The sequence below is a fragment of the Arthrobacter sp. StoSoilA2 genome (assembly GCF_019977195.1).
Lineage (GTDB): Bacteria > Actinomycetota > Actinomycetes > Actinomycetales > Micrococcaceae > Arthrobacter.
Window position 1 is genome coordinate 3,850,487 of the sequence record NZ_AP024643.1, and the last position, 11,735, is coordinate 3,862,221.

Here is an 11,735-nt window from a genome sequence, read left to right on the forward strand (position 1 = left end):
ATGACCATCACCTTTGACGTGACGGACCGTCCCCTACCGTCCAGCGTCAGCCGGGCCGCCCGGATAGGTGACGACGTCACCGTGCTGCTCAATGCGCATGTTGTTGATCCCGAGTCGGGCACATCTGGTTCCCTCAGCGACGTATGGCTCCAGGCTGGGCAGATCTCCCGCATTACTCCAGCCGGCAGCGAGCCGGGCATGGGCAGCGTCCTGGATCTGAAGGGCAGGTTCGTGGCCCCCGGACTGATGGATGCCCATGTCCACCTGGCCTTCGATGGCGGTGATGACCCGAAGGGAACTTATCAGGGCAGCAGCGATGAACAGATCGTTGCGCAGATTGTGGCGAATGCGCGGATTGCGCTTCGTGCCGGGACAACCACTGTGCGGGACTGCGGGACACCCAGGCACCTGCTCGCCCCCATGAGGGCAGCCCTCGGCATGGCGTCCGACGTCGCCACGGTGGTTCACTGTGGTGCGCCGATCTGCCGCGTGGGCGGGCACGGGCACGACCTGGGCGGAGAGGTACGCACCCGTCACGACGTCGAGACCATCATCGCCGAACAGCACGCGGCCGGCGCCAGCTGGATCAAGCTCATGGCCAGCGGCGGCGGATTTACTCCCGGAACCAGTCCGGCGGTCTTTGAGTTCGACCCCACGCTGCTCCGTGAAGCAGTGGTCATCGCCGGCTCCTACGGCATGAGGACCGCGGCCCATGCCCATGCCAGTTCCTCGATGGCCGCCTGCATCGAGGCAGGCGTGCACTCGTTGGAACACGCCTCCATGCTGGGGCCGGATGAGCAGTGCGCGCCCGATCGCGATCTGTTGCGCAGGGCGGCCGATGCCGGGATCCACATTGTGCCCACCGTCATCTCAGCGGACATCGTTTCCCGGCAATTGCGGGAGGGTCACCAGGTGCTATCCAACCCGCAGGACCGCAATGCGGTGGCGCGATTGGAATCGCGGTTTACCAACGTGACCCGGTTCCTGCACTCTGGCGTGTCAATCGTGGCTGGGACGGACGCAGGACCTGCACACGTCACGTTTGATCTCATTGCCAGCGAGTTGGAACGCTATGTCGACGCCGGACTGGCAGCACAGCATGCACTGAAGTCTGCGACGTGCGAGGCCGCCGACATGCTCGGCCTCGAGGCGCAAGTGGGTCGCATCCGGCCCGGCCTGTGGGCCGATCTCATCGTCACCGCGGCGGACCCCATGCAGGACATCAGCACTCTGGCAACGCCGCTTGGAGTCCTCAAGCGCGGACTACTGATCGCCAATAAGTACGCGCAATAAGTACTCGCACCGATCCGGGGTGCCATTTCGTGGCTGCATTCATCCAGGTCCGCGAGCTGTATTCTCTATCTGAGCCACACCTTGTTGGCCTTTTCTGGTTTGGAACTACGCCCTGCAGGTGCTGAACCATGAACGTTCCTGGGGGAACCATGATTCAGTCCCGATCCGCCCGTTACTTTGAACGCTTGAAGCCAGTGCGGTTCGGCGTCGCGGCCGTAGGTGTTGCCATGCTGCTCTCCGCGTGCACCATCATTTCCCTTCCGGGGTTACCCGTCGCAACCACTCCACCCCCCACGACTTCTCCGGTAGAGAGGAGCACAGAAATCGCGACGGCGGCATGGGAAGTACCGCTGGATGCCATCGGCCAACCTGTGGTGGCTGATGGCGTTGCCTTGGTCTACGCAAAGACCCCTGCCGGAATTGCAGCCCATGCCATTTCAGTTGCGAACGGCAAGGAACTGTGGACCCAGCCTGTTCACCCGGGGCTCGAGGCGCCCGCTGTTCCCCTTGAACCTGTTGTCACCAGGACAGCGACAGGGAAGAGTGCCGCCATTTTCCTGCAGGCGGCGACTCCCCCGGCCAATAATGGCGGCGCAACGTGGTGGACTGCCCCGGTGGCCTTTGACCTGAACACCGGCAAGGAGCTCTACCGCGGCAGGCCCGAACTGGTGGGCACCCGTCCCTTTGCCTGCGACGACCACGTGGACATGTGCTTTATCGCCTTTGATGAAACTTCCCAAACAGTGGAGCACTGGGTGGACTTGGATTCCGGCGAAGATCTGGCCGGTCCCGAAATCAACCCACTCACGGGGAATTTCCGGCCGGTGGGCAAAGAACTGTACTCGGTGGTGGCTGGTGGAGTTGAAACCCTGGCCCATGTCTCTTACGGCGAGGTGCTGTGGGAAGTTGAAATCGAAAAGATCTTTGGCAAAGGGGCCAGCACCAGTATGGGCTGGCACTTCACCTACTCTGAAGAGCTGGATCTCTATGTCGGCTCCGTTGGAATCAACCCTACGGATTTTTCACCCGACAAATTTACGGAGCAAACCTTCTCACTAAACTTGCGCGAAACCGCCAAGACCGTAGGCTTCCGGGCTTCAAGCGCACGGATTCTGTGGACAGCGGACGGCTCACAGGTGGAATGCTCCAAAACCATTGGCACAGTAGCGACGAAGCTGGAGGGTGGCGATGCCTTCCCCATTCGATGCGAGTACACCGAGGGGTATATAGAATTTCCCGCGGGCAAATACAGAGGTGCCAAGTCGAAGCTGGTCGGCTACAACCCCCTGACCGGCGACGCCGCATGGGAAACCGAGCCCATGGATGTCGGCTGGAACACGAGGGAACTCATTCCTACAGCAAGTCGCGGCGATCTGGTGATTGCGGGCGTCCCAAGGAGCGTGAATCTCTTGGACACCCGGACCGGCAAGTTCCGCGGGGCAAGCTTCGAGGACGTGTTTGTCTGCCTTAAGGAGACCACCTACACGCCACCTCCAAACGGACCCTACGAAGACCAGCCTGGCGGTGCCATCAGCGCTGGCTCGGTTACGGGTTTTCCATGCATGAAGAGTGGCGTGGCCGTCCCAGCACTCACATACGGTGCGCTCACCGACCTCACCACTGCGGAGGACGGCATGGCCGTGATCTCGTTGGAAGGAAAAGTGGCCGGGTACAAGCTCCTCAAGGAATTTGTCTAAGCGAGCTTCACCGCCAGGGAACTACCCCTTGAAAACCGGCGCCCGCTTCTCCTGGAACGCCCGGAAGCCTTCGGCGTAGTCGTCGGTCTTGCACAGCCGTGCCTGCTCTGTGTTTTCCTCGGCCATGGACGCCCAGAGTCCCAGGCGCTGATCGCGGATGTGGGCCACGAGTTCCTTGGAGGCAACGAAAGCACCGGTGGCACCTGTGGCTACGCGCTCGACGATTGCGCGGGTCATGGCAAGCAATGCGTCATCCGGCATCGCCCGGCTGAACATTCCGCGCTCCACGGCCTCGGCTCCGCTGATGAGGTCGGCCGTATAGATCAGGTCCAGTGTCCGGTGCATGCCCAGACGCTCGGTAAAGTACCAGTGCCCGCCGGAATCCAAGGTGGCGCCCAGCTTGGCAAAGGGCGAACCGAACCTGGCGTTCTCCGCCACGTACACCACGTCAGTGGCCAGCAAGAGACCTAAACCAACACCCAGGCAAGCTCCATGTGCGGCAGCAAAAGTGGGTGCCGGGAACGCGGCCATCTTCTTCAACAACGGTTCCACCAGCCCGCCCAGGTACGCCTGCGCGTCGTCGGTTTCGGGGGTGACACCTGCGATGTCGCGGCCGGCACAGAAGGCACGTCCCTCACCGCGAAGCAGCAGGGCCCGAACCTCACCGCGCGAGGCGGCGGCAGCAGCGTCGTCGTACGCCTTATCCAGTTCGGCGAGCGCGTCCTCGTTGAGCGAGTTCAGCTTTTCGGGGGCATTGAGGACAATTTCGGCAATGCCGTTGGCAATGGAGAGCTCGATCATGGGGACTCCTTAGACGTCGAAGTCGACGGTAACTTCTTCGCTGGTGGGGTGGGACTGGCAGGTGAGGACGTAGCCCTTGTCCAGCTCGTCCTGCTCCAGGGCGTAGTTCTCATCCATGGACACCGTACCGGTCACAAGCTTGGCGCGGCAGGTGCCGCAAACCCCGCCTGCACAGGCGAACGGAACATCGGGGCGGACACGCAGTGCAGCATTGAGGATGGACTCACGGGCGTGGGTGGGACTGGCGACCTCGCCGGTCAAACCATCCAGCTTGAACGTGATCTTGTAGGTTTCCTTCGACTCGTCCTCCACAACGGGACGGCCAGCGTTACCCTCAGGGCGGTCCGGACGGCCAGTGGTGAACAGCTCGAAGCGCACGTGCTCGGGCTTCACGCCGCGGGCAGCGAGGGTGTCGCGGCACAGCTGGACCAGCTCGAAAGGCCCGCAGAGGAACCACTCGTCCACATCCTCGGCATGGATGGCACTGCTCAGCAAAGCCTGCAGCTTCTCCGAATCGATGCGGCCGGTCATCAGCGGGGCGATCCGCTGCTCGCGGGACAAAACGTGGTGCAGCGCCAGGCGCGAGGGGTACTTGTCCTTCAGGTCCGCCAGCTCCTCAAGGAACATGACGTCCATGGCAGCCTTGTTGGCATAGATCAGGTCAAACGTGGTCTCCGGATTGGCGGCCAGCAGCGTCCGGGCGATCGCCATTACGGGGGTGATGCCTGAACCCGCAGCGATCGCAACGAAGTTCCCGGGCTCCCCCGCCAGCTCTTCCGGGTGGTTCATGGAATTCATGACGTTGTGCTGGACCGACGAGCCGTCCTTGCCGTGCCGCGAAATGAACGCGCCCTGCGGGCTCATGACGTCAAGGCTGTCGCCGGCCTTAAGCTCGGCATTGGCCCACGTGGAGAAGACACCGCCAAGGTCCTTCTTGACGGCCACCCGGATCTCGCTGCTGCCATCGGCAAAGCTGCGCGGCTCTGCGCAGATTGAGTAGCTGCGGCGGATCTCGTGCGGCTCACCTTGCTCATCCGGCAGCGTGGTGCGTAGCGCAACGTACTGGCCCGGGAGGTAGTCATACTGGCCGGCCAGCTCGGCGGGAACAGCGAACGTCACCTCGATGGCGTCGTCCGTAAGGCGCCGGACTTCCGAGACGGTCAGGGTATGGAAAGACGCACGACGGCGGCTGGCCGTCTGGGTTTCGGTGGTCATGGAATTCCTTAGAGGACTTTGAAGTAGTCGAACGGTTCCTTGCAGTCCTGGCAGACGAACAACGCCTTGCAGGACGTGGAACCAAAGCGGGTGAGCTCCTTGGTGTTCAGCGAAGAACACTGCGGGCATTTCACAGCCAGGTTCAAACGGACGGGACCGGAGTGGCCGCCTGCGGCAGCCCTTCCCGTGGGAGGCGCGATCCCGTATTCCAGCAGCTTGGCCTTGCCGGACTCGGTCATCCAGTCCGTGGTCCAGGCCGGGGAGAGCACCAGGTTGACGTGCACGCTCGCGTAGCCCTCCTTCTCGAAGGCCCTCCGCAGGTCGTCACCGATCGCATCCATGGCCGGGCAGCCCGAGTACGTGGGCGTAATGGTGACCTCGACGGCGGTACGTGAGGTGCCGCCGTCGTCCGCATTGTCCGTGGGCTGCTGCTTGTCCGTGGGCTGCTGGGCGTCCGGGACCTCGACGACGTGTGCACCGCGGAGGATGCCGAGGTCCTCGATGGTGAGGACCGGGATCTCCGGGTCGCAGACCGTGGACGCAATGTCCCAGGCCCGCTGCTCTTGGGTGCGTGTCTTTGAACGAGCAAGGGTTGCCATGATGGTCACCAGCTCGCGCCGGGGTGCTCGCGGGCCAGGACCTGCATCTCAGCGAGGATGTAACCCAGGAATTCGGAGTGCTTGCCGCGACGGCCGCCTCCCAGTGCTTGCGGAACGGCAGGGATGTCCAGTTCGGCTTCGGCCATGATCTGGCCAGTAAGGCAATCGAATTCGGCGCGGAGGCTTGAGGGCTGCACTGTCACGCCAGCCTCGGCCAGGCGGGTGGTGAGCTCATCGTCTTCGAAGAGTTCGTCCACGTATGGCCACACGAGCTTGAAGCCCTGGATGATGCGCGCGCGGGACTCATCCGTGCCGCCAGCCAGGCGAAGTACCCACTGGGCACTGTGGTCGCGGTGGTAATCCACTTCCTTCACGGCCTTTGCGGAAATGGCCGCGATGGTGGCGTCCTTGGATGCGGTGAGGGCCGTGTAGAGCTCGTACTGGTAGTAGCTCACGATGAACTGGCGGGCGATTGTCACCGCGAAGTCCCCATTGGGCTGCTCGAACAGGTGCGCGGAACGGAACTCGTGCTCGCGGCGGAAGTAGGCGAGATCGTCCTCGGACTTGTCCCAGGCCGCACCAGCATAGGTCAGGAAGGAGCGCGCGTGGCCCAACTGGTCCAGCGCGATGTTTCCGAGGGCGATGTCCTCCTCAAGCTCGGGTGCGCGGGAAATCCAGTGGCCAAGGCGCTGTGCGAGGATGAGGCCGTCGTCGCCAATGCGCAGGGCAAACTCGGCCACATCATCGCTGGGCTTGACCTGTCCACGCCGTACTTCAAGGGCAATGTCTTCCGGGCGGAGGGCGTTGCCCGGGGTGATGCGGGTGGCGCTGGCTGAACCGTCACCGGAAGCTCCCGCTCCGTGAACGCCCACGGAGATGTCGCCGTGGCCTTCAATGGCGAAGTCAGTGTCTTTGTCAGTCATCACAGGTGCTTCACGCCTTCGCTCTTGGTGTAATACGTCGCGTGGCGGTAGTCCTTGCCCTGCGGCGATTCGAAGAAGGCGCCCTTGGAATCGGGATCGCTGGAGGAGATCGCCTCGGCCGGGACAACCCAGATGGAGACGCCTTCGTTGCGGCGCGTGTAAAGATCGCGTGCATTCCTCAGTGCCATGGCGGCATCAGGGGCGTGCAGGGAACCGGCGTGCACGTGGGACAGGCCTCGGCTGGAGCGCACGAAGACCTCCCAGAGGGACCACGGGGTCTCGTGGTGCTGCTGTTCCGCCGGCGTAGTCGCCGCAACTTTGGGGGGCTCGCGCTTGATCTCGCTGGCCGAGCTTGCCGGTTCTTCCGGGTTACCGTGAGGAGCCATTATGCTGCGTTCTCTTTCTGTGCTTGCTTGCGGGCGTAGGCAACGGCGGCTTCGCGAACCCAGGCACCGTTTTCGTGTGCCTCGCGGCGGCGCTCGATGCGCTGCGAGTTGCAGGGGCCGCGGCCGGCCAGGACTTCCTTGAACTCATTCCAGTCCAGGGGTCCGTGCTCCCACTTTTTGGTTTCTTCGTTGAAACGGATGTCCTTATCGGGCAGGGTCAGGCCGAGGACCTTGACCTGCTCCACCATCATGCCGACGAACCGGCTGCGCAGTTCATCGTTGCTGAACCGCTTGATGTTCCAGGCCATGGACTGCTTGGAGTTGGGTGAGTCATCATCCGGCGGGCCAAACATCATCAACGACGGCGCGTACCAGCGGTTCACAGCCTCCTGCGCCATCTGCTTCTGCTCAGGCGTGCCGTTGGACAGTTCCAGCAGGATCTCGAAACCCTGGCGCTGGTGGAAGGACTCTTCCTTGCAGATGCGCACCATTGCGCGGCCGTAAGGACCATAGGATGCCCGGCACAAGGGAACCTGGTTGCAGATCGCTGCGCCATCCACAAGCCAGCCGATGGCTCCCATGTCCGCCCAGGAAATCGCCGGGTAGTTGAAGATCGACGAGTACCGGGCCTTGCCGGCAATGAGGTCATCCATCATCTTGTCCCGGGTCTGGCCCAGGGTTTCAGCTGCCGAGTAGAGGTACAGGCCATGGCCCGCCTCATCCTGGACCTTGGCCATGAGGATGGACTTGCGCTTCAGGCTTGGAGCGCGGGTGATCCAGTTGGCTTCCGGCTGCATGCCGATGATTTCCGAGTGCGCGTGCTGCGAGATCTGGCGCAGCAAAGTCTTGCGGTAAGCCTCCGGCATCCAATCGCGCGGTTCAATGCGCGAGTCTTCCGAAATGATGCGATCAAAGTACGCCTTGCCGGCTGCCTCCCGCTCCTGCTCTTCCGGGGACAGCTCAGCGGGCACTGATTGCAGATTCTGCGATGCCATGGTTGCTCCTAATAAATTACCGACCGTTCGTTCAGAATATGCGGAGCGGACGTTTTCAGTCAAGCGTTCAGTGGGACACCAAGGGCTGATTACAACGCACGGGTGCAGCTGGGCGTTGTGACAAGGTGCGCTTTGCTGCCCGTGTTAACTTGGGATGGGACCCGAGCCGTCCCAAGCCCCCGCAAGAAAAGAGCCTCACGTGGAATCGCCCCAGCCCTTCAGGATCCTCACCGTCTGCACAGGGAACATCTGCCGTTCCCCGGTGGCGGAACGGCTGCTGCAGGCGGGCCTCAACCACGCAAGCCCGGGATCATTCGAGGTTCGCAGCGCCGGAACGCGCGCCATGGTGGGAGAGCCGATTCAACCCCTGTCGGCCAAGATGATCAGCACCTTCCGTGGCAGCCCGGACAACTTCGCGGCCAGGCAGCTGAACCAGAAGATCCTCCGGGAAACCGACCTTGTGCTGGCGATGACGTCCAGGCACCGGGGCGAAGTCCTTCAACTGGATGCCTCCTTGTTGAAGCGAACGTTCACCATCCGTGAATTTGCGAGGATGCTTGCCGTCCTGGAGACGCGTGGCGATGTTGTTCCCGAGGGCGACATCGTGGAATTCTGGCGCGCACTTCCCGCCCGTGCCGCTTCCGTCCGGCATCTGGCACTGCCTGCCGATCCTGCCGACAACGACGTGGTAGACCCCTACCGCCGAGCGGAAGAGGTCTACCACCAGATGGAGGATGAGCTGGCCCCGGCCATCTTGGGCATCCTCCGCTTTGCGCGCCTTACGGCGCCGGCCTGATTGGCTGTCCTTACTAGTTAAGTCCGATCACCAACATCTGGCTGGTGCCGGGGATGCAGGTCTGCAGGACAACCGCGGGGAAGCCGCCGAAGACAGCCGCCACATTGTTGGTGGTTCCGGGGTTGGGCACTTGGCCCCTTCCGGTCACTGTGTACGTGCCGTAGCCCGGGATGTTAACCGTCTGTCCCACACCGATACCGGAGAAGCGTGCCCAACCTCCACAGAAGTCGTGCTCGGTGATGAACAGTGCGTAGGCGTCCGTGGGGGTGAAATGGATCGGCCCTATGCATGCGTCCACCATGCTCTGGCCTCCGGATCCAGCCACGTAGATCGTCCAGCCTGCAGCTACCGGAGCAGCAGCTTGCGCCGGAGCGGCCTGCGCAGGGGCGGCCTGGGCTGGGGCTGCGGCGGGGGCCGGCGCCGGCTCGATGAGTGGAACAGCTGGTCCAGTAAGTTTCAGGACCTGGCCGGGCACGATGACGGAGTAACCGCTCAAGCCATTGGCAGCCAGCATCTCGTTCATGTTCACCCCGTACCGGGCAGCTATGGAGCCCACGGTATCTCCGGCGACAACCGTATAGAGGTTGGTATCCACCGCCGGCGGCGCAGGCTCGGCCGGTGCAGGTTCTGCAGCCGGCGCCGCGGCCACGGCCGGTTCGACGGCGGGAGCCTTGGCTTCGGTTGCAGGTGCAGCTGCTGCTTCACTCGCAGCGGCCGTGGCGGGGCTGGACTCAGAGGCCTGGGGGGTGGCCAGTTGTTCAGTGGAAACATTCTGGCCCACATCGGCTGCGGGGTTGCTTGCCTGAGAAAGCACCCCAAAAATCAATGGAATTAGCCCTATAACTACGATGATGGCAATTGCGATCAACAGGACTTTATTTTTGCGCGACCCATGCAGCAAGGTGCCGCCGGGCGTGTTCTTTGACAGAGTAGTTTGTAGCTCGTCATTGTAAATGTTCATTAGATGTCCCAGAATCCGTGGCTTTGGTCTGAGCACGCAGAAGTCCCAGGGGAGGGGCGTATGCGATAGCGCAGAAGTGTTATGGGGAGCGCCACTCGTCACGTGCGAGGGAGCGAACCACCGCTGAGCCGGCGGAACAGAATTTCAGAAACCCTAGGGAACTTAATGCTAGGAATTGGCCATTGGCACCGCACGAGTAGCAGATACTCGTCTTTTTCATTGATTGCCGGAAATTGCACCAGGTAGTACGCAATTTTCCGGGATAGGCCACTTGTTTAGGCGGGCACCGGTACTCGTTCCGTTTCCTTCACCTCAGGCTCATGCTCTGTTCACTGCTGCCCGGAACAGTGGAACCATGACTGATCTCTCACGCCGCACCCTCGTAAAAACGTCCTTAACCGGCCTGGCTTTGGCCGGTCTCGCAACCGGTACCGCCGCGCCCGCCCCCGCCGCCATCCCCCTGGTCCGCAAACGCCTCACACTCCCCACGGGAATTGCCACCGGGGATGTCACCACCGACTCCGCTGTCCTCTGGTCACGTGCTTCGGGTCCGGGCCGTTTGAGCGCCCGGCTGCAGGCAGTGGACAGCGCCGGCGAAATCCTCCGGGGGCGCTACGGATTCAGCCGCACCATCCAAGGCCCTCTCGCTACCGAAGCCAGCGACTTCACCGCCAAGATCCACGTCAAAGGACTTCCTGCCGGGACCCGCTTTGCCCTTGAACTTAACTTCGAGGACGAGAACGGCCTCGGCGAGGCAGTCAAGGGGACGTTCACTACTGCCCCTGACTCATCCGGGAACGGCGGGCCTGAAGAAGCCCACCTAGGCGGCAGGCCGTCGTCGTACTCGCAGTCCTTCGTATGGACCGGCGACACGGCCGGGCAGGGCTGGGGCATCAACGAGGAGATCGGCGGCATGCGTGGGTATAAGGCAATGCACGCAACGCGGCCGGATTTCTTCATCCACTCCGGGGACACCATCTACGCCGACGGCCCCATCGCTGCCACTGTCACGGAGAAGGACGGCCAGGTGTGGCGGAACATCGTCACCGAGGAAGTCTCCAAGGTCGCCGAGACACTCGCCGAATACCGGGGCCGGCACCGTTACAACTCGCTGGACGCGAATATGCGCGCCATGTTCGCCGAGGTTCCGGTGATCGCCCAGTGGGACGACCACGAGACACATAACAACTGGTACCCGGGCCAGATCCTGGACGACGCCCGCTACACCGAACGCAACGTGAATGTCCTCGCAGCCCGCGGCCGGCAAGCATGGCAGGAGAATATGCCGATCGCGGACTCCGCGGCGCTATGGCGCCCGGGAACGTTCGACGCCGGCCAGTACCAACCTGCCCGCATCTACCGGAAGATTTCGCGCGGCCCCCAGCTGGATGTCTTCTGCCTGGACATGAGGACGTTCAAGTCCCCCAACACCGACGGCAAAGAACCCTATGCCACCAACATCCTGGGCCAGGAGCAGGTGGACTGGCTCATCAAGGAAGTACGCCAATCCAAGGCGACATGGAAGGTGATCGCCGCGGACCTCCCGTTGGGCATCATCGTGCCGGATGGGCCGGTGAACCAGGAGAGCCTTTCCAACCGGGACAACGGGGCTCCCCTCGGGCGTGAACTGGAGATCGCCGGCGTGCTGAGTGCTTTCAAGCGGGACGGTGTCAAGAACACTGTGTGGCTGACGGCGGACGTGCACTATTGCGCCGCCCATCACTACTCCCCCGAACGGGCCTCGTTCACCGATTTCGATCCCTTCTGGGAGTTCGTGGCCGGTCCCATCAACGCTGGCTCGTTTGGTCCGAATGCCATGGACGGAACGTTCGGACCCGAAGTGGTGTTCAGCAAAGCTGGTCGCTTCCCGGGCGAATCCCCGCGGGATGGCGAGAACCAATATTTCGGGCACGTGGACCTCGCCGCGGACGGCACGTTCACCGCGAGCCTTCGCAACGCCAACGGAGCTGTGCTGTTCTCGAAGACCCTCACCCCGGAGCGCTGACCCAACTGCGTCGCATTAGAGCGCGTTTAGAGCCGTCAAAACGCGCTCAGCTGCTACCTAGATG

General features: G+C 62.6%; 11 protein-coding genes. 4 read left to right on the top strand and 7 right to left on the bottom strand.

The window, feature by feature from the left end; translation table 11 throughout:
* Both LDN82_RS17475 and LDN82_RS17480 read left to right on the top strand, forming a co-directional pair.
* The gene (locus LDN82_RS17475; protein WP_224165212.1) at positions 1-1,293 is read left to right on the top strand and encodes an amidohydrolase family protein; all 1,293 of its coding nucleotides are present in this window, start codon (positions 1-3) and stop codon (positions 1,291-1,293) included.
* A 128-nt stretch (positions 1,294-1,421) separates the two neighbouring features.
* Entirely contained in the window at positions 1,422-2,990 is a 1,569-nt protein-coding gene (locus LDN82_RS17480) for a hypothetical protein (RefSeq protein ID WP_224165213.1), read from the top strand.
* Positions 2,991-3,011: 21 nt separating this feature from the next.
* On the opposite strand, the gene LDN82_RS17485 is transcribed toward LDN82_RS17480, so the two are convergent.
* The 6 genes from LDN82_RS17485 to paaA are packed head-to-tail and all read right to left on the bottom strand — an operon-like array spanning position 3,012 to position 7,909.
* Positions 3,012-3,791, bottom strand: coding sequence for an enoyl-CoA hydratase-related protein (locus LDN82_RS17485; RefSeq protein ID WP_224165214.1), 780 nt, complete (start codon positions 3,789-3,791; stop codon positions 3,012-3,014).
* A 9-nt stretch (positions 3,792-3,800) separates the two neighbouring features.
* Positions 3,801-5,006 carry a 1,2-phenylacetyl-CoA epoxidase subunit PaaE gene (gene paaE / locus LDN82_RS17490; RefSeq protein ID WP_224165215.1) on the bottom strand — a complete coding sequence of 402 codons (1,206 nt, stop codon included), beginning with the start codon at positions 5,004-5,006 and terminating at the stop codon, positions 3,801-3,803.
* Positions 5,007-5,014: 8 nt separating this feature from the next.
* The gene (gene paaD, locus LDN82_RS17495) at positions 5,015-5,605 is read right to left on the bottom strand and encodes a 1,2-phenylacetyl-CoA epoxidase subunit PaaD (protein WP_224165216.1); all 591 of its coding nucleotides are present in this window, start codon (positions 5,603-5,605) and stop codon (positions 5,015-5,017) included.
* Between the two features lie 5 nt (positions 5,606-5,610).
* Entirely contained in the window at positions 5,611-6,528 is a 918-nt protein-coding gene (gene paaC, locus LDN82_RS17500) for a 1,2-phenylacetyl-CoA epoxidase subunit PaaC (protein WP_224165217.1), read from the bottom strand.
* Positions 6,528-6,914 carry a 1,2-phenylacetyl-CoA epoxidase subunit PaaB gene (gene paaB, locus LDN82_RS17505; RefSeq protein ID WP_224165218.1) on the bottom strand — a complete coding sequence of 129 codons (387 nt, stop codon included), beginning with the start codon at positions 6,912-6,914 and terminating at the stop codon, positions 6,528-6,530. The genes paaC and paaB overlap by 1 nt, the downstream gene beginning before the upstream one ends.
* Complete coding sequence (gene paaA, locus LDN82_RS17510; RefSeq protein ID WP_224165219.1) at positions 6,914-7,909, bottom strand: 1,2-phenylacetyl-CoA epoxidase subunit PaaA; 996 nt, start codon at positions 7,907-7,909, stop codon at positions 6,914-6,916. Before paaA ends, paaB begins: the two co-directional genes overlap by 1 nt.
* Positions 7,910-8,108: 199 nt before the next feature.
* Between paaA and LDN82_RS17515 the strand changes: the two genes are divergently transcribed.
* Positions 8,109-8,705 carry a low molecular weight phosphatase family protein gene (locus LDN82_RS17515; protein WP_224165220.1) on the top strand — a complete coding sequence of 199 codons (597 nt, stop codon included), beginning with the start codon at positions 8,109-8,111 and terminating at the stop codon, positions 8,703-8,705.
* A 13-nt stretch (positions 8,706-8,718) separates the two neighbouring features.
* On the opposite strand, the gene LDN82_RS17520 is transcribed toward LDN82_RS17515, so the two are convergent.
* Positions 8,719-9,666 (bottom strand): LysM domain-containing protein, encoded by a 948-nt coding sequence (locus LDN82_RS17520; protein ID WP_224165221.1) that lies wholly within the window; start codon positions 9,664-9,666, stop codon positions 8,719-8,721.
* Between the two features lie 355 nt (positions 9,667-10,021).
* Between LDN82_RS17520 and LDN82_RS17525 the strand changes: the two genes are divergently transcribed.
* Positions 10,022-11,671 (top strand): alkaline phosphatase D family protein, encoded by a 1,650-nt coding sequence (locus tag LDN82_RS17525; protein ID WP_224165222.1) that lies wholly within the window; start codon positions 10,022-10,024, stop codon positions 11,669-11,671.
* Positions 11,672-11,735: the final 64 nt, after the last annotated feature.

Bases quoted from the DNA above. Each gene is read 5' to 3' on its own strand.
- paaD (WP_224165216.1), bottom strand. From the start codon at position 5,605: ATGGCAACCCTTGCTCGTTCAAAGACACGCACCCAAGAGCAGCGGGCC.
- paaB (WP_224165218.1), bottom strand. From the start codon at position 6,914: ATGGCTCCTCACGGTAACCCGGAAGAACCGGCAAGCTCGGCCAGCGAG.
- LDN82_RS17475 (WP_224165212.1), top strand. From the start codon at position 1: ATGACCATCACCTTTGACGTGACGGACCGTCCCCTACCGTCCAGCGTC.
- LDN82_RS17525 (WP_224165222.1), top strand. From the start codon at position 10,022: ATGACTGATCTCTCACGCCGCACCCTCGTAAAAACGTCCTTAACCGGC.
- paaE (WP_224165215.1), bottom strand. From the start codon at position 5,006: ATGACCACCGAAACCCAGACGGCCAGCCGCCGTCGTGCGTCTTTCCAT.
- LDN82_RS17520 (WP_224165221.1), bottom strand. From the start codon at position 9,666: ATGAACATTTACAATGACGAGCTACAAACTACTCTGTCAAAGAACACG.
- LDN82_RS17480 (WP_224165213.1), top strand. From the start codon at position 1,422: ATGAACGTTCCTGGGGGAACCATGATTCAGTCCCGATCCGCCCGTTAC.
- paaC (WP_224165217.1), bottom strand. From the start codon at position 6,528: ATGACTGACAAAGACACTGACTTCGCCATTGAAGGCCACGGCGACATC.
- paaA (WP_224165219.1), bottom strand. From the start codon at position 7,909: ATGGCATCGCAGAATCTGCAATCAGTGCCCGCTGAGCTGTCCCCGGAA.
- LDN82_RS17485 (WP_224165214.1), bottom strand. From the start codon at position 3,791: ATGATCGAGCTCTCCATTGCCAACGGCATTGCCGAAATTGTCCTCAAT.